We start from the raw sequence: 23710 nt of genomic DNA on the forward strand, positions 1-23710 counted from the left end.
GCGCGGCGGTGCGGGGGACACTTGATCCACCTTCGCGCCGTCATATCATTGCCACGACCATTTAGGGGCTGCGGCCCCGGGGGGCTCCAAGATCATGTTCGACTCATCCCGTCTCTGCGCCACCGACGTGATGACACGCGAGGTCATCTCGGTGGCGCCGGATGCCACCCTCATGCAGGCGGCCCAGCTGATGCTGGACCACGGCATAGGCGCGCTTCCGGTGCTCAAGGACGGCCGCCTGCTCGGCATCGTCTCCGAGGCGGATCTGGTTCGTCCCGACGAGATCGCCGAGGACCGCGCCCGCTGGTGGCTCGACATGCTGGCCGAAGGCGACGAGCTCTCGCCCGAGTACCTCGCCGCCATTCACGAGCGGAACCGGCCGGTCAGCAAGGTCATGCAGACCGACGTGGTCACCGTCACCGAGCTAACGCCGCTGCGCGACGTCGCCAAGCTGATTGCCAGGAACAACATCCGCCGCGTGCTGGTGGTGGAGGGCGACCAGTTGCGCGGCATCGTCGCCCGGCGCGACCTGGTCAAGGCGCTGGCCAAGGGCGGCTGACCGGCTGCCGTCCTGGCCACGCAGCAGGAAGTCCAGGATCGCGCCGGTGGCGTTCACCGCGTCCGAGCGCTGTCCGACGATGAAAGAGGGCAGCCAGGCCGCGGTGCCCGGCCAGTCGTGGCCGCCGCCCTCGAGCAGCAGCGCCTCGACCGCGCGGCCCGCCGGGCAGTTCATCGCGCTCTCGCGCAGCACCGGCACGACCGGGTCGGCCGATGTCGCGGGGGCGCGGGTGAATGGCCCGGCGCAGCCATTGGCCTGTGCCCAGTAGGCCAGGGTCTCGGGGATGGACAGGATGGTGCCGCGTGGTGTCTCCCCGCCGCCATAGGGCACCATCGGATCGGCGGTGCCATGGATCACCAGGAACGGCACCGCCGGTGGATGCGGGCAGGCGGACGCGGCGGTGGCGAACAGGTTCGAGGCCACTACCGCCACGCCCGCGACCTTCATCTCGCCTGAACAGGCCAGGGACTGCGCCATGAAGCCACCGGCGGAGAACCCGACCAGGTAGATCCGCTTCGGGTCGACGGGCATGCGCGCGGCCACATCCGCCACCAGGGTCTTCAGGAAGGCGGCATCCGCGATCCCCTTTGCCTCGGTGGGGCTGACCCCCCAGGCACGCCAGACCCCATCGGGGTAGGCGACCGTGAAGCCCCGGCGCAGGGCCGCTTCCGACAGCCCGGACATTTCCTCCAGCCCCTCGCCGGTGCCGAGCCAGCCATGCAGCGCCACCACCAGCGGCCGCGCGCCGGTCGCCTTTGGCGGGGCCTGCAACACGTAGCTGCGCTGGCGGTCGCCGATCTGCAGCACCACGCGTCGGATATCCGGCGGTGCCACCACGGCCGAGGTGGCACGGGCGGCCAGGGATTCGACCATCAGGAAGCCGGCGATCAGGATGGTGGCCCAGAAGCCGCCGAGTCCGGCGGCAAGGAAAACACGCAATCCGGACAGCCAGCGGCGGCGGCCAGACCGTGCCGGCGGGGCACGGGGCGGGGAATGGGGCATCATGCCCGCAGAACGCCGCGGTGCCTGACCGGCTGCGTTGACTTGTTCGTGCCCTGGCCGCCGCTGGAAGCCCCTGGCATGTCAGCGGTATATCGGTGCCATGGACACGATCTTCCGCGGTGGACTGGATACCCCCGGCGGCCGGCGGCTGGCCTGGATGGACAGCCTGCTGGTGGATCACGCCGTGCTGCGTCTGGCCTGGACCAATGCCGGCGCGGTCATCCCGGGACGACTTTACCGGTGCAACCATCCCACGCCCGGCCGGCTGACCGCGCTGGTCGGGCGCTGGGGCATCCGCACCGTGATCAATTTGCGCGGCGCCACCGGCAACGGCTCCGACGCGCTTTCCCGCGAACGCGCCCGCCAGCTCGGGCTGTTCTTCGTGGACATGCCGCTCTCCAGCGGCCAGCCGCCGGCGCGCGACAGCGTGCTGGCGCTGGCGGCCGCGCTGCAGACCATGGAAGAGCCCGGCCTGGTGCACTGCAAGTCGGGCGCCGACCGGGCGGGTTTCGCCGGGGTGGTGTTCCTGTTGCTCAACGGCGTGCCGACCGCCGAGGCGCTCGCCGCCCAGCTCTCGTTGCGCTGGGGGCACCTGGCCCGCTCGCGGGCGGGGATCCTGGATACCTTCTTCCAGGCCTATGCGCTGGAGGCGGAGGGCCGCAAGGCGTTCCTGGACTGGGTGCGGGAGGACTACGATCCCGACGCCATCGCCCGCAGCTTCGTCCCCGGGCGGTGCGGGCGCTTCATCAACGACCGGGTGCTGCGCCGGGAATAGGGCCGGGGCTGCGTGCCCGGCCCGCAGCCGCCTTGCCCGTCGTTCAGGCCGCCTTCGGCAGGCGGACGGTGAAGCTCGCGCCGACCACCTGGCCGTGCTCGTCCCGGCGGTTCTCGGCGCTGATCCGCCCCTTCAGCGCTTCCACGATCTGCCGGCTGATCGACAGCCCCAGCCCGGAATGCTGGCCGAAGCTCTCCCCCTGCGGCCGTTCCGAATAGAAGCGGTCGAAGATGTGCTCGAGCTTGGCCTCGGGGATGCCCGGCCCCTCGTCGGTGACGCTGATTTCCACCATGCCGCCCACGTCGCGCGCGCTGAGCCCGATGCGGCCCCGCGGCGGGGAGAACGACAGGGCGTTGCCGATCAGGTTGCGGAACACCTGCACCAGCCGCCCTTCCACCGCCCGCACCACCAGCCGTCCCTCGCCCAGGCTCAGGTCGATATGCGGCGCGTCCTCGCTGCGGGTGGTCTCGTTGATCTCGGCCAGCGTCGCCAGGATCGGCGCCACGTCGACCGGTTCGGTGGCCACGCGCGAGAGTTCCGCATCGACGCGGGAGGCATCGCTGATGTCGGAGATCAGGCGGTCGAGCCGGCTCACGTCCTCGGCGATGATGGCGAGCAGGCGGCGCTGCTTCTCCGGGTCCTCGATGCGGCGCAGCGTCTCGATGGCGCTGCGGATGGAGGAAAGCGGGTTCTTGATCTCGTGCGCCACGTCGGCGGCGAAGCGTTCGATCGCGTCCATCCGCGCCCACAGCGCCCGTGCCGAATCCGACAGCGCCCCGGCCAGCTCGCCGATCTCGTCGCGGCGCTCCAGCAGCATCGGCGGCACCGCGCCGGCACGGCCGCGGCCCTCGCGCATCTGCTCGGCCGCCCCGGCCAGCCGCAGGATCGGGCGGGCGATGGTGAGCGAGAGATACCAGGACAGCATCACCGTCAGCACCAGCGCCAGCGAGAACAGCCCCAGGATCGACAGCCGCACCGCCAGCAGGCTGTCATCCACCTCGCGGGCCTCGCGGGTGAGCAGGATGATGCCCACGGTGTGGCGGTTGCGCTGCACCGGCTCGGCCACCGTCACCAGCAGGCGGTTGTCCTGGGTACGACGGATATAGGGCGGCATCTCGCGCGACTGGTTGGTGCCGGACAGCCGCACTTCTTCCCGTACGTCGGGCTGCCAGTCGGCGCCGGCGGCGGTGGAGCCGGTATCGAGCATCGGAATCTGGTTGCCGTGCGGCAGGAAGGACAGCAGCCGGTCATAGATATGGCCGATGGTGCCGAGCACCGGGCCGCGATCCACCGCGGGCGGCAGCGGCTCGGTCACCACCGCGCCGCCGGCGCCCTCGCGCACCCGGCTGTCGGCCACGGTCATGCCATCCGGCGCATAGACCTTCGCCTGGGCGTTCGGGGTGGGCTCGGTCAGGCGACGCAGCAGCGGCCGCGCCATCTCCGGCACCAGCCGGGGCTTGTCGATCTCGTCCTCCCGCACCGCGGTCTCGCCGAGCGCGCCGGCATAGATGCGGCCCTGCTCGCGCAGCGTGCTGACCTCGGCCTGCAGCAGCCCGTTCTGGTACTGGTCCAGATAGAGCAGCGCGGCCAGCAGCAGCACCAGCGGCACCGCGTTGACCGCCAGGATGCGGCGCAGCAGCGGCGGCACCCAGCGCACGCGCCGGCGCCGCTCCGACTTGGCCGGGGCGTCGAGCGGCGCGGACAGGATGCCACTGTCGGGCATGCGGAAGAGCCTACGACTCCTTGTAGCGATAGCCGATGCCGTAAAGCGTCTCGATATGGTTGAAGGTATCGTCCACGGCACGGAACTTCTTGCGTACACGCTTGATATGGCTGTCGATGGTACGGTCGTCCACATAGATGTTCTCGCCATAGGCCGCGTCGATGAGCTGGTCCCGTGACTTCACCATCCCCGGGCGGGTGGCGAGCGACTTCACCAGCAGGAACTCGGTGACGGTCAACTGGATGTCCTTGCCGTGCCAGAGGCACTGGTGCTTGCTGTCATCCAGTACAAGCTCGCCGCGCGTCATCACCCCGGTGGGCGCGGCTCCGGAGCCCTCGGCCCGGCTGGTCTCGTTGCGCCGCAGCAGGGTGCGGATGCGCTCGAGCAGCAGGCGCTGGCTGAAGGGCTTGGTGATGTAGTCGTCGGCCCCCAGCCGAAGCCCCATCACCTCGTCGACTTCCTCGTCCTTGCTGGTGAGGAAGATCACCGGCAGGGACGAACGCTGGCGCAGCCGCTGCAGCAGCTCCATGCCGTCCATGCGGGGCATCTTGATGTCGAGCACGGCGAGGTCGACGGGACGCGACGTCAGTCCCTGCAGCGCGCTCTCGCCATCGGTGTAGGTGCGGACCTGATAACCTTCCTGCTCCAGGGTCATGGCGACGCTGGTGAGGATGTTGCGGTCATCATCCACCAGGGCGATCGTCTGCTTCATCGGAAATCTCTCCGGAGTGTGCCTTGCGGTGCGCTTCCCAGCTTCCGCGCGGCGACGGCAATATGACGTTCAATTGTGGCGCATTGCGGATGGAGGGTGAACGAAATATGGCACATGCCGAGACAGCCGAGGATTCTCCCGCCCTGATCAGCCGCCGGCTGCTGCGGGCGGCGCGCGTGGGGTCGCTGGGCACCGTGATCGAGGCCCAGCCCTTCACCACCCTGGTCACCCCGGCGACCGCGCCGGACCTTTCCATCCTGCTGTTGCTCTCGACCCTCTCCGAGCACACCCGGCACCTGATGGCCGATCCGCGCTGCTCGCTGCTGGTGGTGGGCCCCCCGGTCAGCGCCAACCCGCAGACGGCGCCGCGGGTGACCATCACCGGGATTGCCGAGAAAGTGGCCGATCCGGCGCTGAAGGCCCGCTGGCTGGCGGTGCACCCCTATGGCGCGCTGTACGCCGACTTCGCCGATTTCGCGCTGTGGCGGATCCGCCCGCGCCAGGGCCTGTTCGTCGGCGGCTTTGCCCGGGCGAAGCGGCTGCGCGAGGCCGACCTTGCACCGGATCCCGCCGCCGTCGCGGCGGTGGCGGCCGCCGCCGGGGAAATCATGGCCCATTGCAACCAGGACCATGCCGACGCCCTGCGGCTCATCGCCCGGCAGGCGCTGGAGGAGGAACCGACCAGGAATTTACCTGCCGAAAGTCACACCTGGAACATGGTGGGTGTGGACGTGGATGGCTGCGATCTGGCACTCGGTGAGCGGGTGATCCGCGTGGCGTGGGAGGCGCCGGTCAGCGATCCGGGGGATGTGCGCAGCGAACTGGCACGCCTGGCTCGACTCGCCCGCGGCGGCTGACCGGTCCCTGCGGCCCGGCCCGGCCCAATGACGAACGGAACCGATCCAGGAAATCAGGCCGGCGCGTCGCTGCGCGCCAGGCCGTTGGGGGACAAAAACATGACCTATCCCTTCGCACTTGCGAAAAATCAGCGTGGATCGCCGCTCGACGGCACCGGCGTGTGCCCTGACCGGGCAGTCCATGCCAACCTGACCGCGCCGGCGCTGGTTGCGCACGCGCTGCGCCGTGACGAAGGCACGCTGTCGGCCGATGGCGCCCTGATCGTGCGCACCGGCGTGCACACCGGCCGCTCGCCCCAGGATAAGTTCGTGGTCGACGAGCCCGCGACCACGGCGGATGTGTGGTGGGGCAAGGTCAACCAGAAGCTCGCGCCCGAGAAGTTCGAGGTGCTGAAGGGCCGCGTCCAGGCCTACTTGCAGGGCCAGGAGCTGTTCACCCAGGATCTCTACGCCGGCGCCGATCCCGCCCGGCGGGTGCGGGTGCGTATCGTCACCACCGGCGCCTGGCAGGCCCTGTTCGCCCGCAACATGTTCATCCGCCCGCGCGAGGAAGAACTGGCCGGCTTCGAGCCCGACTACGTCATCCTGCACGCCCCCCGCTTCCAGGCCGATCCGGCGCGGGACGGGGTGCGCAGCCCGACCGCGATCGCGCTGTCCTTCTCGCAGAAGCTGATCGTGATCACCGGCACCGAATACGCGGGCGAGATCAAGAAATCGATCTTCACCGTCATGAACTGGCTGCTGCCGCCGCAGGGCGTGCTGCCCATGCATTGCAGCGCCAATGTCGGCCCCGACGGCGAGGTCGCGCTGTTCTTCGGCCTGTCCGGCACCGGCAAGACCACGCTCTCTTCCTATCCGGCCCGGCCGCTGATCGGCGACGACGAGCACGGCTGGGGTCCGGACGGCGTGTTCAACTTCGAAGGCGGCTGCTACGCCAAGGTGATCAACCTCAGCGCCGAGGCCGAGCCGGAAATCTGGGCGGCCAGCCACCGCTTCGGCACCGTGCTGGAAAACGTGGTGGCGGATGCCTACGGGCGGCTCGACCTTGGCGACGGGCGCTTCACCGAAAATACCCGATCCTGCTACCCGATCGACGTCATTCCCAACGCCGTGCCGGCCGGGCGCGGCGGGCAGCCCCGCAACGTGGTGATGCTGACCGCCGACGCCTTCGGCGTGCTGCCCCCGATCGCCCGGCTCACACCGGCCCAGGCGATGTACCACTTCCTGTCGGGCTACACCGCCCGTGTGGCCGGCACCGAAAAGGGTCTGAGCGCGGAACCGCAGGCGACCTTCTCCACCTGCTTCGGCTCCCCCTTCCTGCCACGACGGCCGGAAGTCTACGGACACATGCTCGCCGAGCTGATCGCCCGGCATGGCGCCGATTGCTGGCTGGTCAACACCGGCTGGAGCGGCGGCAGCTACGGCGTGGGCTCCCGCATGTCGATCCGCCACACCCGCGCCCTGCTGCGCGCGGCCCTGGACGGCACCCTGGCCAAGGGCAGCTTCCGTCGGGAACCGTTCTTTGGGCTGTCGATCCCCGAGGCCGTGCCGGACGTGCCGGCCGAGGTGCTCGACCCACGCCAGTCCTGGGGCGACAAGGCAGCCTACGACGCGACCGCCCGGGACCTGCTCGCACGCTTTGAGGCCAACTTCGCGACTTTTGCCGAACACGTGGACGAGGAAGTGAAAGCAGTCGCGCTCAAGGCGGCCGCCTGAAGAAAATCCGGGGCGCTGCCCCGGCCCCGGCAGGAGGCTTTGCCTCCTGCACCTCCACGTCGTGCGCATGCACGCATTCGCGTGACGGGCCGAAGGCCCTTGGATCCCATTACTTTCCGCAATGCGCCTCGATGCGGTAACCATCCGGATCCTTGACGAAGGCAGCATAGTATTTCGGCCCGTATTCCGGACGCAGGCCGGGACCACCATTGTCGGTGCCACCGGCGGCCAAAGCCGCGGCATGAAAGGCATCCACCGCCTCCCGGCTGTCGGCGGCAAAACAGAAATGCAGGCCGGAACGCTCATCCGGCGGCACCGGCACATCCGTCGGCCCGAGCCAGAAGACGCCCTCCTCACGACCGTATCCGATCGACTCCGTGCCGTCCGAAACACGGCGCCCCCCCAGCGGCGCAAGCGCCGCGTCGTAGAAGCGACAAGAGGCCGCGAGATCACGCACACCAATGGAAACATGGTCGAGCATGGCTGGTTCTCCTCCCCTTTTTAACCATCCAACCGCTTGCGACGACAGTAACGCCGGCACTCGCCGCCGGTGCGGGCGGGGCAGGGCGCTCCCGGATTACCTGCCGGACGCCACGTCGCGGACATGCTTCGCGAGCGCGATCGCCGCGGTGAGGCCTGGGCTTTCGATGCCGAACAGGTTCACCAGCCCCGGCACGCCATGCGCCTGCACGCCCTGCACGGTGAAATCCTGGCCGGGCGCGCCGGGCGGCACCGTCTTCGGGCGGATTCCGGCATAGCCGGGCTGCAACGCACCGTCCTGCAGCCCGGGCCAGTAGCGGCGCACCGCCGCGTAGAAGCGGTCGGCACGCCGCGGATCGACGTTGTAGTCGATGCGGTCGATCCACTCGACATCCGGGCCGAAACGCGCCTGGCCGCCCAGGTCGATGGTCAGGTGCACGCCAAGGCCGCCGGGTTCCGGCACCGGATAGATCAGTCGTGAGAACGGCGAGCGGCCCGACAGGGTGAAGTAATTGCCCTTGGCGAAATAGGCGGTGGGCACCAACTGTTCCGGCATGCCGGCCAGCCTGTGGGCCAGCGCCGGCGCGTGCAGCCCTGCCGCGTTCACCAGCACGCGGCAGCGCAGCGCCATCGCCTCGGCACCACCCACCACGACCTCGATGCCGTCCTCGCCGACGCGTCCACCCTCGACCGGGCTGTGGAAGACGAAGACGGCGCCGGCCTGCTCGGCCTCACCCTGCAGCGCCAACATGTAGGCGTGGCTGTCGAGCACCCCGGTGACCGGGGAGGACAGCGCGGCGGTGCAGACGAGGTTGGGTTCCAGTGCTCGCGCCTCCGCCGCCGTCAGCAGGCGCATGTCCTCCACGCCATTGGCCTCGGCCCGCGCCTTGATGCCGGCGAGGCGGTCGTTTTCGCTTTCGGACGTGGCGACGATCAGCTTGCCGCAGGCGGCGAAGGGCACGCCGCGATCACGGCAGAAATCATAGAGCATCCGTCGCCCCTGCACGCAGAACCGCGCCAGCAGGCTGTCCCGGGGATAGTAGATGCCGGCGTGGATGACCTCGCTGTTGCGGCTTGAGGTTTCGGTGCCGATGGTCCCGGCCGCTTCCAGCACGATCACCTCGCGGCCCGCGAGCGCCAGCGCGCGGGCCACCGCGATGCCGACCACGCCCGCGCCCACCACCACGCATTCGACCTCTTCCATGTCGGCTCCTGCCCTGCTTCGGGGGCGTCACCCCGAACCGCCGGAGTCCGGCGGCAATTCCAGGAATGGTCGAATCAATAATTGGCCGCATCAATCGCGTTTTGGCATCCGGCCATTATCCGGCATCGATCTGCCGCAGCACGTGATGCGCCACATAGATGTCCTGCAGCGCCATGCCATGGGATTTGAACACCGTGACCTGTTCCTCGCTGCTGCGGCCGGGATGCCTGCCAAGCAGCACGTCCCCCAGTTCCGGCAGGGTTTCCCAGTGCAGCACGCCTTCCTCGATCGCGGGCAGCAGGTCGCCCGATTCCAGCCGGGCCGTTTCCCGTGAATCGACCGCGACGACATCGGCGCGCCGCACCGCTTCCAGGTCGAGTTCACGATGGTCGAGCCGGTTCACCCCGGCGGCATTGATGTGCATGCCCGGCGCAAGCATCGCCCCATCCAGCACCGGGGTCGCCGCGGAGCGGGTCATCACGTTGACGATGTCGGCGCCGGCGACCGCTTCGGGGACCGAGGTAACCGGTTCCACATCCAGGTCGAGGCGCGCCGACATGTCGCGGCAGAAGGCGCGCAGGCGGTCGGTCGTGCGGGCATGGACGCGCACGGTGCGGATCGGACGGACGGCGAACACCGCCTCGATCTGGGTGGTCATCTGCCGCCCCGCCCCGATGCAGCCAAGCACCGAGGCATCGGTCGTGGCGAGCGCGCGCGTGGCCACACCGGTGGCGGCACCGGTCCGCAGCGCCCCCAGTCGCCCGGCATCGATCAGGGCACGGGTCTCGCCGGTCGCGGCATCGAGCAGCACCATCAGGGCGGTGTGGCCCTGCGGCAGCACGTAATAAGCCTTGAACCCGACGACGCCGAGGGCGACGGAGGTGCCTTGCAGGATGTGCAGCGTCCCGGGACGCGCGCGCGTGCGTTGGCGGGGCGCATCGAAGGCGGTGCCGGTGGCGCGGTCACGGAAGGCCTGCTCGACCGCGTGCAGCGCGTCCTTCATCGACAGCACGCGATCGACCTCTGCTTCGCTGATGTGTCGGACCATGTTCCCCCCCCCCGCTGCGGCCGGGCCGGTGTGGACGCCGGCCCATTTTAGGGCAATGCCGGCCGGACCGATGACGGTCGGCCGGTAAAGCCTGCTCGTGAGGGGCCAGCCGTGCTCAATAGCCGTAATAATAGCCGCGCTGCGGCGGCGCCTCGTAGTAACGCGGGGGCGGCGAGGGAGTGGTGACGGCCCCGCCGACGGCGCCGAGGCCGCCACCGATCAGGGCACCCGTCGCGGCCCCCCGGCCGCCGCCCGCCAGGCCGCCGATGGCCGCCCCCGTGCCGGCCCCGAGCAAGCCACCGCCAATGGCACGCTGGCTCGGGTCATAGGGATTGGTGCAGGCGCCCAGGGCGAGTGCCAGGCCCAGGGCTGCCGTCACAGTGGCCATACGGGTCATCTGTATCCGCTCCTTGTGGATCACGATCCCAAAACGTCAAGCGCGGCTGTTGGTTCTGACGCATTGGTCATATCCATGCATGCGCTTTCGGGCATGATGCTGCATTCCCGGAATGGCAACACCCTGGCGAAGGCCGGGCCACATGATGGCGAATGATGGCGGCGGTGCTGCCGGCGTGGAACCTGTCGCAAACATGACCGTTTGCCGGCAATGACGCTGCAGCAGGGGATTGCATTCGCCATCGTGGGCGCAATGCTCGTGTTGTTCGCGTCCGACCGTATTCGATACGACATCGTCGCGTTGCTGGCGCTATCGGTGGCTGCCCTGTCCGGTGTGGTGCCCCCGCGGGCAATGTTCGACGGCTTCTCCAATCCGGTCGTCATCGTGATCGCCGCGGTGATGGTGATGGGGCGCGCGGTCGAGAATTCGGGGATCATCGAGAGGCTGGTGCGCCCGGCGCTGCAATCCCTGCGTACGCCGACATTGCAGGTCGGCACGCTGACCGCCTGCGTCACGCTGTTGTCGGCCTTCATGAAGAATGTCGGCACGCTCGGCGTGTTCATGCCGATCGCGCTGCGCACCGCGGCGCGCAGCGAGCGGTCTCCATCGATCTACCTGATGCCCCTGGCCTTCGGTTCGCTGATCGGCGGCACCATCACGCAGATCGGCACCTCGCCCAATCTGCTGATCTCGCAGGTGCGGCGCGATCTCGGCGGGGAGGCCTTCGGCATGTTCGACTTCACCCCGGTCGGGTTGCCGCTGGCGCTGCTGGCCACGGTCTTCCTGGCCGTGGGCTGGCGGCTGATCCCCCGCAAGGATGCCGCGCTGCGCGCCGACACGGCCTGCGAGGGCGTGACCAGCGAGGTCACGGTCCCGGCCGATTCCCCCCTGGTCGGGCGCACGCTGGGCCAGATGGAGGAACAGGGCGCCGGCGACATCGTGACCATCGAACTGGTGCGCGCCGCGGAGCGGCATCCGGCACCCGATCCCGCGATCCCGATCGAAGGCGGTGATCTCCTGTTGCTGCAGGTCGATCCTGTCGCGCTGCGGCCGTTGCTCGAATCCGGCCAGCTTGCCCTGGCCGCCGCGCGGGACTTGCCGCCGGCCCCCGGCCCGGGCGGGATGGAGACGGTGGAAGCCGTCGTGCTGACCGACTCTCCGCTGGTCGGGCAATCGGCCCGGAGCCTCTGCCTGCGTACCGAGCATGGCGTGAACCTGCTCGCGATCGGGCGCAACGGCCGGCGCATCCGCACGCGCCTGCGTGACACCAGGCTGCGCAGCGGCGATCTGCTGGTCCTGCAGGGGCGCGGCTTCGCCTTGGCCGACACGCTGACCGTGCTCGGCTGCCTGCCGGTATCGGTGCGTTCACTGGCCCCGCGGCCGCGGCGTTCGGGGGCGTTCTCGCTCGCCATCCTGGTCGTCGTGCTCGTGCTCGCGTCCACCCGCATGCTGCCGGTGGACCTGGCCTTCTTCCTGGGTGCCGTCGCGGTGGTGGTCGTGGGGGCGGTGACGCCGGGCGAGGCCTACGAGGCGATCGACTGGCCGATCGTGGTGATGCTTGGCTGCCTGATCCCGGTCGGGGAGGCGCTGCACCGGACCGGGGCCGCCGACCTGCTGGGCGCGCTGCTGTCGTCGCTGGCGCATGGCCTGCCGCCGATCCTGGCGCTCGGCCTGATGCTGGTGGCGAGCATGGCGGTCACGCCGTTCCTGCACCATGCGGCGGCGGTGGTGGTGATGGGGCCGATGGCGGCGGCGGTCGCGGGCAATCTGGGGCTCAGCCAGGACGCTTTCCTGATGGCGGTGGCGCTCGGGGCGTCCTGCGATTTCCTGACGCCGATCGGCCACCAGAACAACCTGCTGGTGATGGGGCCCGGCGGCTACAGTTTTGGCGATTACTGGCGGCTCGGCCTGCCGCTCTCCGTGCTGGTGGCGGTGATGGGGACCGGATTGATTGCCCTGGTATGGGGCGTGTGAGCGCCGCTGCGGGGGGAGGGATCAGGCGGGCGGGTGGGCCTCGGTGCGGTCATCCCCTTCCAGCATGGCCTGCAGGGCGTCGATCTCCTCCTCGATGGCGCGGCGCAGCCGTTCATCGGCCATGAGGGCCAGTACCTTGCGGCGCCGCGCGAGCAGGTCCCGCAGCCCCTGGGTATCGTTCATCGCCTGCCCTGCGTGTTCTCTCGGGCGGGAGGCAGGCGCCGGCCGGGGGGAGTCGGTGACGGGCGCTTCGTCCGGCCGGGTGGTGACGATCCCACCGACCCCGGCATTGTGCTCATTAAGGAACGGCATTGGCGGCAAGGCGGCGGCTTGGTGAAATACTGATTCGAACTGTGGAATGGTAATGGGGGTGATAGTGTAGGTCGTCATCAGGCAAATGCAGTCGCACTGCGAAATTCCGTATGTAAAATAATGTTATGACACATTCCAGGAGCGCTCCATCCCTTGACAGCAAGCAAGCGTATTTGTCCAGTCGATTCGCATACGTATTATAACGGAGGTTATAGTATCGGCGGAACGCCTTGGATTTGTGAGCCAACAGGGGAAGGGCCTCGATGCAGGGGGCAGGATGGGCCGCGATGCGCTCTTTCATGCTTCCCGCATTTCTGCCGTGCCGCAGGATAGCGCGTGGCAGACCGCTAACGACGTGCCTGCAATGGTCTGAAAGCCAAAACTATAATAAACAGAAACTATATTTCCATTGACATTACCCACAACAAATAGAAAAACCTCAAATAACAACGGATGATCGTAACCTTGTTGTTGCGGTTTGTTCCGGTGAAATCGATTTGCCCGGCGGACCAGAGTGGCGATGACCGGTTGGGCTTGTGACTTTCCAGTTTCAATTCACACCGGTGTCAAAGACGCAACATGGCCTCACTTGTGCAGACGTTTCGCAAGCCGCGCCTCGCGCTGCGGCTGCAGTCCATCGTGGCGATCGCGGCGCTTGCCCTGATCCTGCTGGCCGGGTTGGCGGCCTTCGATCGCTACGGGGCCATGTACGCCGAACGCACCGCGAAGCTGCGATCGCTGGTCGATTCGGTCATCTCGATCGCGGCAACCCTGGACAGGCAGGTGCAGGGCGGAACCCTGACGCGTGAGCAGGCCTTCGCCACCTTCCGCGACATCGTGCGACCGATGCGATTCGATAATGGAAACGGCTATTTCGTCGTCTATACGATGGACGGCGTGCTGCACGTGCTCGGGCCAACCCCCGAAAAGGAAGGCATCAACCGGCTCGATCTCAAGGACACGCAAGGCCAGCCGATCGTGCAGCTCCAGTTGGCCGCGGCCCGCGCCGGCGGTGGCACCAGCTTTGCCTGGTATCCCAAGCCCGGTACCAGCGAGGCCTTGCCCAAGCTGATGTACAGCGCGCCGTTTCCTCAATGGGACCTCGCGGTGGTGTCCGGCATCTATACCGACGACCTGCGCGCCGAATTCTGGACTGGCGTGGAGCGCCTGGCGGCGATGGCGGGACTGCTGGTGCTGTTCGCCGTCGCCACGGCGTGGCTGGTCGCCCGCAGCATCAGCCGCCCGCTCGCGCATCTGCAACAGGCGATGACGGCGGTCGCCCGGGGCGATCTGGAGACGGCCATCCCCGATACCGACCGTGGCGACGAGATCGGCGAGATGGCGGTCACGTTGCAGGTGTTCCGCGATACCATGGCCACGCAACAAACGACCGGTCGGCGTGAAGCCCAGCGCCAGCAGGACGAACTGGCGAAGCAGCATCGGCTGAACGACCTGACCGCTGGCTTCCAGGGCCGCATCACGCGGATGACCGAGACACTCTCTGGCGCCTCGGCCATGCTGGAGGCAACGGCCCGGTCGATGTCGTCCACCGCGGCGCAGACCAATGCCCGCGCCGCGACGGTCGGCGCCGCCACCGAGGAAGCACGGAACAGCGTGCAGACGGTGGCGAGCGCCGCGGAGCAACTCACCGCCTCGATCGCCGAGATCAGTCGGCAGGTGGGGCAATCAGCGACGGTCGCGGTGGGCGCGGTCGCCAAGGCCCGGCAAACCGACACGGTGGTCCGTGCGCTCGCCGAGGGGGCCGGACGGATCGGGCAGGTGGTGGATCTCATCACCGGCATTGCCGGGCAGACCAACCTGCTGGCGCTGAACGCGACCATCGAGGCCGCCCGCGCCGGCGAGGCCGGGCGCGGCTTTGCCGTGGTCGCCTCCGAAGTGAAGAACCTGGCCCAGCAGACGGCGCAGGCGACCAAGGATATTGGCGAGCAGATCAGCCGCATCCAGGGCACCACCGGTCAGGCGGTGGCGGCGATCCAGGAAATCGCCACGACCATCGAAGCGGTCAGCGCGATTGCCACCACCATTTCCACGGCGGTCGAACAGCAACGCGCCGCCACCGACGAGATTGCCCGCAGCATCGAGCACACGGCGTCCAGCACGCGTGCGGTGGCGACCAATATCGGCGACGTCAATCAGGCGGCGCACGCAACCGGGGCCGCTGCCGCGCAGGTGCTGGCCTCGGCCGGGGAGCTGGCGCAACAGGCGGCCGGGCTGTCGGGGGAAATCAACCAGTTCATCCTCGGCACCCGCGCGGCATGAGCCGTGTCCCCGCTCGGCCGGACCGGTGCTACTGCCGGAGTTTCCAGGCGCCGTTCTGCAGGGTGACGAGCACGCGGCTCTGTTCGTCCACCCCGAAGCGCTCGCCGGGCCGGAAGTTGTAGATCGCCTGCACGCCGACGACGTTGCGGGTGCTGACCAGGGCGTCGCGCAGCGCGGTGCGGAAGGCGGGGGTGCCCGGGGTGGCGCCGGTCGCGAGCGTGCGGCCGAGGGCGTCGAAGGCAACCAGGAACGAATCGTAGGCATAGCCGGCGAAGGGGTTGATCGCCGTGTCGCCGTTGGCCTGCTCATACAGGCGGCGGAAGGTCGCGGCGGCGTCGCGGAGCGGGTTGCCGGGCGGGAGCTGGTCGGCCACCACCAGCGGGCCGGCCGGCGCGATCACGCCGTCGGCCGCGCGGGCAGCGAGGCGGAGGAACTCCGTGTTGATGATGGCGTGCGAGCTGTAGACCGGGCCCTGCCAGCCGCGCTCGGCGAGGGCGAGGTGCGGCAGTGCCCCGGGCGCGCCCGAGCCGCCGGTGAACATCGCATCCGGGCGGCGTGCCATCATCTTGAGGATCTGCGGTGTTACCGAGGCGTCGTTGCGGGCGTAGCGCTCGTCGGTAACGATGCGGATGCCGAGCGGATCGGTGTTCTGCTTCAGCCCGGCGAGCACCGTGTCGCTGAAGGCGTCGTTGAAGCCGATGAAGGCGACGCTGCGGATGCCCGCCGCCTTCATGTGCTGCGCGACCGCGCTGAGCACCAGCGGCATCGGCTGGGGGATGCTGACTTCCCAGGCGCCGCGCTCGCCCGCGATCGCGCCGTTGGCGGTGTAGACCATCGGGACCCCGGCCTCGGCGGCGACGCTGTAGACCGCGTTGGAAACCGGTGTGCCGGCCGAGCCGACCAGCACGTCGACATGTTCCTCCTCGATCAGCTTGCGGGCCGCCCGCGCCCCGGCCGAGGGGTCGGACTGGTCGTCGATCGAGATGACGCGGACCTTCTGGCCGGCGATCATGGGCGTGCCCGCCGCCGCCGCGGCAAAGCCCTTCATGTAAGGCTGGCCAAGCGAGGAGACCGGGCCGGTCATCGACATCACCACGCCGAGCGTGACATCGGCCCGCGCGGCGGCGCTGGCGAACAACGAGGCCGCCAGCACGAGAAGCGCGGCCAGGGCATAAGCGGGCGATTTTCTCATGGCGCGTCTCCGTGAGGCGGATGCCGGCGAAACGGGGGCGGACTATCCGCCCGGCCGGCAGGGCTGTCCACACGGTTTCACCGCAGTCGCGGGAGGAACGCGGGGGGTGTCGTTGCAACGGATTGACGCTGCCGCGCGAATGCTCTCTGAGAGCGCGCGCGCCGCGATGGCGCACGGGGCCGCAGCCGGGCCATCCCGACCCGCCGGCGTGATGGGGATGCCGGCCATGCCAGGCACTGCAACAGGATGACCGCCGAACTCGCAGCCCTGCTGGCGCAGGACGGGATCGCCAATGGCGCGATCTATGTGCTGGCGGCACTCGGCATCGTGCTGGTGTTCCTGGTCACGCGGGTGATCTTCGTCCCCTTCGGCGACCTCGTGGCCTGCACCGCGCTGACCCTCGCCACGCTGGAGGAGCGGCGCCTGCCCGGCACGCTCTGGCTGGTGCCCGCGCTCGCGGTGCTGGCCTTCGCCTTCGAGGCGGTGACGCTGTGGCGGGCGGGGGCGGCGGCGCGGTTGCCGCGCGCGGCGCTCGCCTGGCTGGCGCTGCCCGTCCTGCCGGTGGTGGCGACGCTGGCCGCGACGCGGTGGGACCTGCCGGACGGGGTGCTGGTGGCGCTGACCGTCGCGCTCGTGCTGCCACTCGGGCCGTTGCTGCACCGGGTGGTGTTCCGGCCGATCGCGGATGCGCCGGTGCTGGTGCTGCTGATCGTCGCGGTGGCGCTGCATTTTGCGCTCTCCGGGCTGATGCTGATCGCCTTCGGGCCGGAGGGGATGCGGCCACGGCTGTTGCTGGGCGGCGCGGTCGAGATCGGCGGGCTGGTCTTCACCGGGCAGATGCTGCTGATGCTCGGGACCTCGGCGGCGATGTCGCTGCTGCTGTGGCTGTTCTTCGAGCACACCATGCCGGGGCGGGCGCTGCGCGCCACCGCGGTCAACCGGGTGGGGGCGCGGCTGATGGGCATCCGGCCGGCGGGCACCGGCGCGGTCGCCTTCCTGCTCGCGGCCGGGCTCGCGGGCGTGGCGGGCGTGCTGATCGGGCCGATCAACACGCTCGCCTACGAATCCGGGTTCATCATCGGGCTCAAGGCGTTCGTTGGCGCCATCATCGGCGGGCTCGCGAGCTATCCGGGGGCGGTGGCGGGGGCGCTGTTCGTCGGGCTGCTGGAAAGCTTCACCGCGTTCTGGGACAGCCAGCTCAAGGAAGTGGTGGTGTTCGCGTCCCTGCTGCCCGTGCTGGTGCTGCGCTCGCTGCTCGCGGGCGGCGGCGCGGATGAGAATGAGGCGGAGGAAGAACTGTGAACCGCGCCCGGACACACCGCACATTGGCACTTCGCCTTCTGGCCGTGGTGGTCCTGGCCGTGCTGCCGCTCGGGCTCGGGCCGTATGGCGTCACGCTGATGAACTATATCGGCCTCTCGGCGCTGGCCGCGCTCGGGCTGGTGCTGCTGACCGGGGTGGGCGGGCTGACCTCCTTCGGACAGGCGGCCTTCGTCGGCATCGGCGCCTACGCGACCGCGGTGCTGACCACGGAATTCGGGGCCTCGCCCTGGCTCGGCCTGCTCGCCGGGCTCGCGGTCGCGGGCGCGGTGGCGATGGTGCTCGGGGCGGCGACGCTGCGGCTGTCGGGGCATCTGCTGCCGCTCTCGACCATCGCCTGGGGGCTCGCGCTGTTCTTCCTGTTCGGCAATCTCGACCTGCTCGGGCGGCACACCGGCATCAGCGCGATCCCGCCGGTGACGCTCGGCGGCTGGTCGCTCGGCTCGGCCGCGGCGTCGTACTACCTCGTCTGGGGCGCCACCGTGGCGGCGCTGCTGCTGGCCGCACGGCTGCTGGAAAGCCGGCAGGGACGCGCCATCCGGGCGCTGCGCGGCGGCACGGCGATGGCCGAATCCCTGGGCATCGACACGTTCCGGGTGCGGCTGTGGGTGTTCGTCATCGCCGCCCTCTGCGCCGCCCTCTCGGGCTGGCTGTTCGCGCATGTGCAGCGCGTGGTCAGTCCCAGCGCCTTCGAGCTCCGCGCGGGGATCGAGCTGCTGTTCATGGCGATGCTCGGGGGGGCGGGGCATGTCGGCGGCGCGGTGGTCGGCGCGGCGCTGGTCACGCTGGGCCGCGATGCCTTGCAGGACGGGCTGGCGCGGTTCGGGCCGGGGATGGGACGGGCCGAGATCGTGGTGTTCGCGGCGTTGTTCATCCTGGTGCTGCAGACCGCGCGCGGCGGCATCCTGCCCGCGCTCGGGCGCTGGCTGCCGCGGCGCGACCCGCCGCCGCCGGAGCCGGCGCCGCCCTTGCCGCGCCGGCCCTGTCCCACGCCCGGCGAGACGCTGCTGGCGGTCGAGGGGCTGGAGAAGCGCTTCGGCGGGCTGGTCGCGGTCGGCGGGGTATCGTTCGACGTCCGGGCCGGCGAGATCCTGGGGCTGATCGGGCCGAACGGCGCCGGCAAGAGCACCACCTTCAACCTGGTCACCGGGGCGCAGCGCCCGACCGCCGGGCGGGTGCGGTTCCGGGGCGCCGACGTCACCGGGGCGCCGGCGCGCCGGATGGCGGCGCTCGGGCTGGCGCGCACCTTCCAGCATGTGCGGCTGCGGCCTTCGATGACCCTGCTGGAGAACGTCATGCTGGGCGCGCATCTACGTGGCCGGGCCGGGCTGGTGGCCGGTGCGCTCGGGCTCGATCGCGCCGAGGAGACGGCGCTGCGGGCCGAGGCGATGCGGGCGCTCGCCCGGGTCGGGCTCGACGCGACGCCGCATGCGCTGGCGGGCAGCCTGGCGCTCGGGCAGCAGCGGGTGCTGGAGATCGCCCGCGCGCTCGCCGCGGATCCGGTGCTGGTGGTGCTCGACGAGCCGGCGGCGGGGCTGCGGCGGCTGGAGAAACAGGCACTCGCGGGGCTGTTGCGGGAGCTGCGCGCCGAGGGGATGACCATCCTGCTGGTCGAGCACGACATGGAATTCGTGATGGGGCTGGTGGACCGGATCGTGGTGCTGGATTTCGGGGTCCGGCTCGCCGAGGGCACGCCCGCCGAGATCCGCGCCGATGCGCGGGTGCAGGAAGCCTATCTCGGAGGGGTGGCGTGAGCGCGCTGCTCGCGGCCGAGGCGGTTTCGGTGTCCTACGGGCGGGTGGAGGCGGTGCGGGGCGTGTCGGTGGCGCTCGCCCCCGGGCAGATCGCCACCGTGATCGGGCCGAACGGGGCGGGGAAGTCCTCGCTGCTCGGGGCGTTGATGGGGCTGGTGCCCTGCCGCGGGCGGGTGGTGTTCGCGGGCGAGGAGATCGGGCGGCTCGGGGTCGAGGACCGGGTCGGGCGCGGCATCGCGCTGGTGCCGGAACGGCGGGAGCTGTTCGCTACCATGACGGTCGAGGAGAACCTGCTGCTCGGGGCCTGGGCGGTGCGGCTCGGGGGGCGGGCGCTGCGGCTGCGGCGCGACGAGGTGTTCGGGCGGTTCCCGCGCCTCGCCGAGCGGCGCGGCCAGCGCGCGGGCACGCTGTCGGGGGGCGAGCGGCAGATGCTCGCGCTCGGGCGGGCGCTGATGGGCCGGCCGCGCCTGTTGATGCTGGATGAGCCGAGCCTGGGGCTCGCGCCCCTGATCGTGCGCGAGATCTTCCACATGATCCGGGGCCTGCGCGAGACCGGGGTGGCGATCCTGTTGGTCGAGCAGAACGCCCGGGCGGCGCTGGAGAGCGCCGAGCATGCCTATGTGCTGGAAACCGGCGAGGTCGGGTTCGCGGGACCGGCGGCGGCGTTGCTGCACGACCCGCGCGTGGTCGCGACCTATCTGGGCGGCGCGGAGGAGCAGGACGGCGGCACGAGGCCATTGAGGTGATGGGGGGACGGTCCTTCCTTCCCGCCGGAGCCGTGGGAAGCTCCGGCAATCGAAGGGACCACCTCGATCCAGCGCAATCAGTCGATCTGGTTGGCCTGTAGAAAAAGCGACTGCGAGAGCGCCTCATAGAACCGTTGAAAAGGCGCCGGATCGGAGAGTTCGGACTGATTGAGCTGCCCGGACGCCCGCACAATCGTCCTCGCTCCTTCCCCGGGGCGCACGCTGACAGTAAAGCGAACCAGCCCGGCACCGAATCGCGTGGCGGAAACGGTGCCCAGGACCGGATCCGCGCGATCAACCACGAAGCCAAGATCCTGCAAAGCGGCGAGTACGCCCTGGAAAACCTTGGCACGGTCACCCGTGTCGAAGACCCGCGTCGAGATGGCGCGCTGTGCGACTTGCGTGTTGGTGGTCGCCAGAACCTGCTGTCGGCTATCCATCTGGCAGCCACCGAGGAGTGGCAAGGCCGCGGTGATCCAGATCGTAGCCGTGTAGCGCATGTGATTAGATTTCATGGGCTGTGAGGAACACCGATTGCGCGATGCGCTCGAAGAACCCCTGGTACAATGCCGGGTCGTCCAGCGTGTCACCCAGAGCAAGCATGGCGCCAGGTTGCGGCACAATCCGCTGAAAGGTTGCCCGTACAAGCATGGCCCGCTGTTGCGGGATGCGCCTGACCGAAACCTGAGCCCGGATTCGAGCCCCGGAGAGTTTGGATCCGACGATCACACCTGAAGCAGCCTGGCTTTCTTCAATCGTAAAACCGAGGTCCTGCAAGGCACCAATGGCTGACTGAAGCATCAATGCTTCATCACCCGTATCGAATCGACGGGTCTGACGCGCACGAGCGGCAACTGCCGAGGCGGTGGGGGTGAGCGCTGCCGCCTGCTGTTCTGCTGTCGGGGCGCAGCCGACAACCGTCGCGAGCCACGGTGTCAGCGCGAGAGCGAAGGCTCGCCGACGGAGCATCAGAACGAGGACGAACGGTAGGTGAAGTCGCGAACGCGTCCGTTCTCATCAAACCGGATGATGATGGTGAGCGTACGCTGCGACGTCTGCGCAGCGCCTGACCTGCCGCCGACCCCGGCGAGAAAGAGCGCGTTCACCCCGCCCGAGGAATTCGAATAGATCTGCTCGGTGGCGATGCGGTCGTAAACCCAGGTTTCGCGCCGGCGCTCATCACTGGTGACGATGTTTGGCGATCCGAGCGCTGCCGCGACCTCGGCCCCGCTCATGCCCTGGCGGATTTCGCGCTGGACGGTGCCGACGGTAAGCCGGTCGCGGGCATCCTGGCCAGCCGCGACGTTGCGCGCATGTTCGCTCGCGGAGGTGCAGGCCGCCAAGGACAGCACCATGGCAACGACAGTCAGGCGGTGGAAAAGCGTCATCGAGGCGAAGCTCCCGCAGTGTTGGCCGGTGCTTTGGCTTGCTGGCGTGCAGCAGCCTCACGCTCCCGGGCCGTATTGATTTCAGCAACAGGACGAGGCGCTTCCGGCGCGGTTATGTCGGCAGGGGCAGATGCAAGCGATCGGCCGAGAGTGGCACCAAGTGGAGCGAAAAAGTTCCGCTGGTAAAACTCTGCGCTGTCGACCTGGGCCTCCTGGCCAGGCGCGATCATCGAGGCATTCGCACGGACAGTGCTCTCGGCAGGGCCACGGGGCTGAACCACCACAGCCATGCGGAGCGTCGTCTGACGTGTGGCCGACACTGTTCTGGCGTCCGATTCCACCCGAGTGATCCGGTACCCCAGATCGTGCAGGGTCTCGATGACCCCGCGCATCGCGGTGTCAGCGTCGGCGGAAATCGTGCGAACCTGAATGGAACGCAGTTCGACGGCGCTCTTTTTGCTGGCCACAAATTGAGGCTGCGATGCAGCGCATGCCGCAAGCCCCGCGAGCAGCGGAAGAACGAGGATATGCTTGCGCATCAGGACGTACGCTGCGCCAGGCCTGCGCGCACCTTTTCGAAAAATCCCGTAGAGAACTCGGGTGCGGTCAGTTCTTCCACGCGCGAAATGCCTTTGTTGTTGGTGACAATACGCTCGAAGGAAATTCGCAAGGAAGTTTCCTGTGGCCCAAGTGAACGCGTGGAAACGGTGGCGCGGATAACCTGGTCTGTGTCCCACATCGGGTCGTAATGAACCCCCAGCAAGGCCGCGAAAACAGTTATCGCAATCTGCCCTGCGACCTGCGGTGTTTCGACCGCGTCGCGATCCTTCGATCCCGCGAGGACGCCGAAACGGGGGGCGCTTTCTTCAATGGTGAAGCCAAGATCCTGCAGAACCTGCGTGGCTTCAGCCAGAAGGCGCTCTTCAGATATGGAGGCAAATCTTGCTGTCTGCCGCTCACGAAGCACCAGGGCATCGGTCCGCGGTGCGCCCACCTGAAGAGCCGCCTTATTGGCCCACTCGGGGTCCTGGCAAGCAGGAAGAGCGGCGACCAAAGGCAACAATAAGCATAAAGCCACTCGGCCACGCATCGACCGCCTGCCTCCCCATTCAGTCGAATACATACAAATCTACTTCAACTGAAAGTCAAGGCTTTTACGTTACGGTCTCGATCAGATTCCGAAGAGCAGACATAGCCGTTGCAGCTTGGTGCCCCGCGGATCGAGGCCACCCACGCCATCCTGGCGGCGGAAGGCCCGGACTGACGGTGGCGTACCGGTGGTGAGCAGCCTGGACGTGGCGGAGGTGTTCGGGAATGAGCACGCCTCCGTCTTGGAAACCATCGGCAACTTCATGTCGCCGGGCAGGAAGTTCCGGTCCTCCGATATGACCCGTGACGCCCTCACCCCGCTGGTTATGCGGCTGGACCGGTGAACGCTTCGTGCATCAGGCGCCGGAGATGTCCCCGTGCCGGCAGAGGGGTGTACAGGCAGCCTCTACCTATTGCCCGGGAGCTGACTCCCTCCCGGAGCGCGGGCGGCGTCGGTGACGCAAAAGCCGTTCTTCGTTCCGCCAATGCGGACGATGCCGTGGACGGTAGGTCGCCAACGTCATCAACAACTATGGCACATACTCGTTCAGTTCGCCGTGGCGGGGGCGTTCTGAAATCTGAAAAAGGCACGGCAACGTGCTGCGGGACACCGACCGTCCCTGAACCGGACTGGTCATCCCGGGACGGATGACGATTGCGCGACGCATTCTGTGGACGGGCCGGAGGCCTCCGCAGCGTAGTCCCGGAGGTGTCCAGAGACGAGCAGTCAGGAGACGGTCGCCGGCACCCGCCCGGTGCAGATGCTCGGTTGGCCGCCGTGCCCTTCGTCGCCAGGCTCGTCCCGCCCAGCGAGGATGAAGGCCGGAAGCCGTGGCGAGGATCGTTGGCATAGACCACGTGGCGATCACGCTGTCGGACATGGAGGCCTCGTGCGCCTTCTGCCGCAGCCTGTTCGACGCCCAGCCGGTCAACGAATACGCCCCGGCCGGGAAGGTCCTGGTCCGCCAACTCGCCATGGGCGGCGCACCCATCTTCTTCCGCGACCCCGACGGGAACCTGCTGGAGCTGATGGCAGCAGACCCTGGCTGAGGCGTGTCCACCTCGCCGTACAGGCACCAGGTCCGTGTGACGGCCGACGCTGTGCCCTCTCTCTTACGTGGGTGGTAAGCGCAAGACCCCCCCGTCCTTCGACCTGACCCGCGGCGAGGTCCGGAAAAGGGT

25 protein-coding genes, 1 tRNA gene and 1 pseudogene are annotated in these 23710 nt (G+C 68.8%); 11 read left to right on the forward strand and 16 right to left on the reverse strand.

The genetic code is table 11. The features are described 5' to 3' along the window. Positions 1 to 94 precede the first annotated feature (94 nt). Complete coding sequence (locus NBY65_RS10805; protein ID WP_150042594.1) at positions 95 to 559, forward strand: CBS domain-containing protein; 465 nt, start codon at positions 95 to 97, stop codon at positions 557 to 559. A 51-nt stretch (positions 560 to 610) separates the two neighbouring features. On the opposite strand, the pseudogene NBY65_RS10810 reads toward NBY65_RS10805, so the two are convergent. Beyond that, a pseudogene (locus NBY65_RS10810) lies at positions 611 to 1564 on the reverse strand (alpha/beta hydrolase family esterase); the annotation flags it as partial. A 97-nt stretch (positions 1565 to 1661) separates the two neighbouring features. Here NBY65_RS10810 and NBY65_RS10815 point away from each other — a divergent pair. Beyond that, the gene (locus NBY65_RS10815; protein WP_150042592.1) at positions 1662 to 2336 is read left to right on the forward strand and encodes a tyrosine-protein phosphatase; all 675 of its coding nucleotides are present in this window, start codon (positions 1662 to 1664) and stop codon (positions 2334 to 2336) included. 43 nt (positions 2337 to 2379) lie between these two features. On the opposite strand, the gene NBY65_RS10820 is transcribed toward NBY65_RS10815, so the two are convergent. Together NBY65_RS10820 and NBY65_RS10825 are read right to left on the reverse strand one after the other, a co-directional pair. Beyond that, complete coding sequence (locus NBY65_RS10820; RefSeq protein WP_150042591.1) at positions 2380 to 4059, reverse strand: sensor histidine kinase; 1680 nt, start codon at positions 4057 to 4059, stop codon at positions 2380 to 2382. A gap of 10 nt (positions 4060 to 4069) precedes the next feature. Continuing rightward, positions 4070 to 4771 (reverse strand): response regulator transcription factor, encoded by a 702-nt coding sequence (locus NBY65_RS10825; protein WP_150042590.1) that lies wholly within the window; start codon positions 4769 to 4771, stop codon positions 4070 to 4072. Positions 4772 to 4878: 107 nt separating this feature from the next. Between NBY65_RS10825 and NBY65_RS10830 the strand changes: the two genes are divergently transcribed. Together NBY65_RS10830 and NBY65_RS10835 are read left to right on the forward strand one after the other, a co-directional pair. Beyond that, a complete protein-coding gene (locus NBY65_RS10830) occupies positions 4879 to 5628 on the forward strand; it encodes a HugZ family pyridoxamine 5'-phosphate oxidase (protein WP_150042589.1) in 750 nt (249 codons plus the stop codon). A 99-nt stretch (positions 5629 to 5727) separates the two neighbouring features. Further along, complete coding sequence (locus NBY65_RS10835; protein WP_250265657.1) at positions 5728 to 7344, forward strand: phosphoenolpyruvate carboxykinase; 1617 nt, start codon at positions 5728 to 5730, stop codon at positions 7342 to 7344. Between the two features lie 109 nt (positions 7345 to 7453). Here NBY65_RS10835 and NBY65_RS10840 read toward each other — a convergent pair whose 3' ends face one another. The 6 genes from NBY65_RS10840 to NBY65_RS10865 all read right to left on the reverse strand — a co-directional run bounded on the left by NBY65_RS10840 (position 7454) and on the right by NBY65_RS10865 (position 10990). Then, a complete protein-coding gene (locus NBY65_RS10840; protein ID WP_150042587.1) occupies positions 7454 to 7825 on the reverse strand; it encodes a VOC family protein in 372 nt (123 codons plus the stop codon). A gap of 96 nt (positions 7826 to 7921) precedes the next feature. Beyond that, the gene (locus NBY65_RS10845; protein WP_150042586.1) at positions 7922 to 9028 is read right to left on the reverse strand and encodes an NAD(P)/FAD-dependent oxidoreductase; all 1107 of its coding nucleotides are present in this window, start codon (positions 9026 to 9028) and stop codon (positions 7922 to 7924) included. Positions 9029 to 9143: 115 nt separating this feature from the next. Beyond that, the gene (locus tag NBY65_RS10850; protein WP_150042585.1) at positions 9144 to 10076 is read right to left on the reverse strand and encodes an ornithine cyclodeaminase family protein; all 933 of its coding nucleotides are present in this window, start codon (positions 10074 to 10076) and stop codon (positions 9144 to 9146) included. A gap of 115 nt (positions 10077 to 10191) precedes the next feature. After that, positions 10192 to 10473, reverse strand: coding sequence for a cell envelope biogenesis protein OmpA (locus NBY65_RS10855; RefSeq protein ID WP_150042584.1), 282 nt, complete (start codon positions 10471 to 10473; stop codon positions 10192 to 10194). Between the two features lie 20 nt (positions 10474 to 10493). Next, positions 10494 to 10910 carry a hypothetical protein gene (locus tag NBY65_RS10860; RefSeq protein ID WP_150042583.1) on the reverse strand — a complete coding sequence of 139 codons (417 nt, stop codon included), beginning with the start codon at positions 10908 to 10910 and terminating at the stop codon, positions 10494 to 10496. Between the two features lie 8 nt (positions 10911 to 10918). Beyond that, positions 10919 to 10990, reverse strand: a tRNA-Cys gene (locus tag NBY65_RS10865). Between NBY65_RS10865 and NBY65_RS10870 the strand changes: the two genes are divergently transcribed. Continuing rightward, positions 10957 to 12447, forward strand: coding sequence for an SLC13 family permease (locus NBY65_RS10870; RefSeq protein ID WP_150042582.1), 1491 nt, complete (start codon positions 10957 to 10959; stop codon positions 12445 to 12447). The genes NBY65_RS10865 and NBY65_RS10870 overlap by 34 nt on opposite strands. Positions 12448 to 12468: 21 nt before the next feature. On the opposite strand, the gene NBY65_RS10875 is transcribed toward NBY65_RS10870, so the two are convergent. Further along, positions 12469 to 12630: a hypothetical protein gene (locus NBY65_RS10875; protein WP_250265658.1), complete on the reverse strand. Its 162-nt coding sequence runs from the start codon at positions 12628 to 12630 to the stop codon at positions 12469 to 12471. Positions 12631 to 13338: 708 nt separating this feature from the next. Here NBY65_RS10875 and NBY65_RS10880 point away from each other — a divergent pair. Further along, positions 13339 to 15039: a methyl-accepting chemotaxis protein gene (locus NBY65_RS10880; RefSeq protein WP_150042581.1), complete on the forward strand. Its 1701-nt coding sequence runs from the start codon at positions 13339 to 13341 to the stop codon at positions 15037 to 15039. 28 nt (positions 15040 to 15067) lie between these two features. On the opposite strand, the gene NBY65_RS10885 is transcribed toward NBY65_RS10880, so the two are convergent. Further along, positions 15068 to 16231: an ABC transporter substrate-binding protein gene (locus NBY65_RS10885; RefSeq protein ID WP_150042580.1), complete on the reverse strand. Its 1164-nt coding sequence runs from the start codon at positions 16229 to 16231 to the stop codon at positions 15068 to 15070. A 246-nt stretch (positions 16232 to 16477) separates the two neighbouring features. On the opposite strand from NBY65_RS10885, the gene NBY65_RS10890 reads away from it, so the two are divergent. Genes NBY65_RS10890 through NBY65_RS10900 form a run of 3 tightly spaced genes read left to right on the forward strand, consistent with a single transcriptional unit; the run spans position 16478 to position 20051 of the window. Beyond that, the gene (locus tag NBY65_RS10890; RefSeq protein WP_150042579.1) at positions 16478 to 17533 is read left to right on the forward strand and encodes a branched-chain amino acid ABC transporter permease; all 1056 of its coding nucleotides are present in this window, start codon (positions 16478 to 16480) and stop codon (positions 17531 to 17533) included. Between the two features lie 23 nt (positions 17534 to 17556). Then, positions 17557 to 19305 carry a branched-chain amino acid ABC transporter ATP-binding protein/permease gene (locus NBY65_RS10895; protein WP_239002909.1) on the forward strand — a complete coding sequence of 583 codons (1749 nt, stop codon included), beginning with the start codon at positions 17557 to 17559 and terminating at the stop codon, positions 19303 to 19305. Continuing rightward, positions 19302 to 20051 (forward strand): ABC transporter ATP-binding protein, encoded by a 750-nt coding sequence (locus tag NBY65_RS10900; RefSeq protein ID WP_150042578.1) that lies wholly within the window; start codon positions 19302 to 19304, stop codon positions 20049 to 20051. Before NBY65_RS10895 ends, NBY65_RS10900 begins: the two co-directional genes overlap by 4 nt. Before the next feature lie 77 nt (positions 20052 to 20128). Here NBY65_RS10900 and NBY65_RS10905 read toward each other — a convergent pair whose 3' ends face one another. The 5 genes from NBY65_RS10905 to NBY65_RS10925 all read right to left on the reverse strand — a co-directional run bounded on the left by NBY65_RS10905 (position 20129) and on the right by NBY65_RS10925 (position 22529). Next, complete coding sequence (locus NBY65_RS10905; protein ID WP_150042577.1) at positions 20129 to 20551, reverse strand: hypothetical protein; 423 nt, start codon at positions 20549 to 20551, stop codon at positions 20129 to 20131. A 4-nt stretch (positions 20552 to 20555) separates the two neighbouring features. After that, entirely contained in the window at positions 20556 to 20852 is a 297-nt protein-coding gene (locus NBY65_RS10910; RefSeq protein ID WP_150042576.1) for a hypothetical protein, read from the reverse strand. 167 nt (positions 20853 to 21019) lie between these two features. Then, positions 21020 to 21439, reverse strand: a complete 420-nt coding sequence (locus NBY65_RS10915) for an outer membrane protein assembly factor BamE (protein WP_150042575.1) — start codon at positions 21437 to 21439, stop codon at positions 21020 to 21022. Continuing rightward, positions 21436 to 21978 (reverse strand): hypothetical protein, encoded by a 543-nt coding sequence (locus NBY65_RS10920; RefSeq protein ID WP_150042574.1) that lies wholly within the window; start codon positions 21976 to 21978, stop codon positions 21436 to 21438. Before NBY65_RS10920 ends, NBY65_RS10915 begins: the two co-directional genes overlap by 4 nt. Continuing rightward, complete coding sequence (locus tag NBY65_RS10925) at positions 21978 to 22529, reverse strand: hypothetical protein (protein WP_150042573.1); 552 nt, start codon at positions 22527 to 22529, stop codon at positions 21978 to 21980. The genes NBY65_RS10920 and NBY65_RS10925 overlap by 1 nt, the downstream gene beginning before the upstream one ends. Before the next feature lie 190 nt (positions 22530 to 22719). On the opposite strand from NBY65_RS10925, the gene NBY65_RS10930 reads away from it, so the two are divergent. After that, the gene (locus NBY65_RS10930) at positions 22720 to 22872 is read left to right on the forward strand and encodes a Rha family transcriptional regulator (protein WP_162530689.1); all 153 of its coding nucleotides are present in this window, start codon (positions 22720 to 22722) and stop codon (positions 22870 to 22872) included. Positions 22873 to 23359: 487 nt separating this feature from the next. Then, complete coding sequence (locus NBY65_RS10935) at positions 23360 to 23578, forward strand: VOC family protein (protein ID WP_150042572.1); 219 nt, start codon at positions 23360 to 23362, stop codon at positions 23576 to 23578. The last annotated feature ends 132 nt before the right edge of the window (positions 23579 to 23710 follow it).

Origin of the sequence: Rhodovastum atsumiense (assembly GCF_937425535.1) — a bacterium.
Lineage (GTDB): Bacteria > Pseudomonadota > Alphaproteobacteria > Acetobacterales > Acetobacteraceae > Rhodovastum > Rhodovastum atsumiense.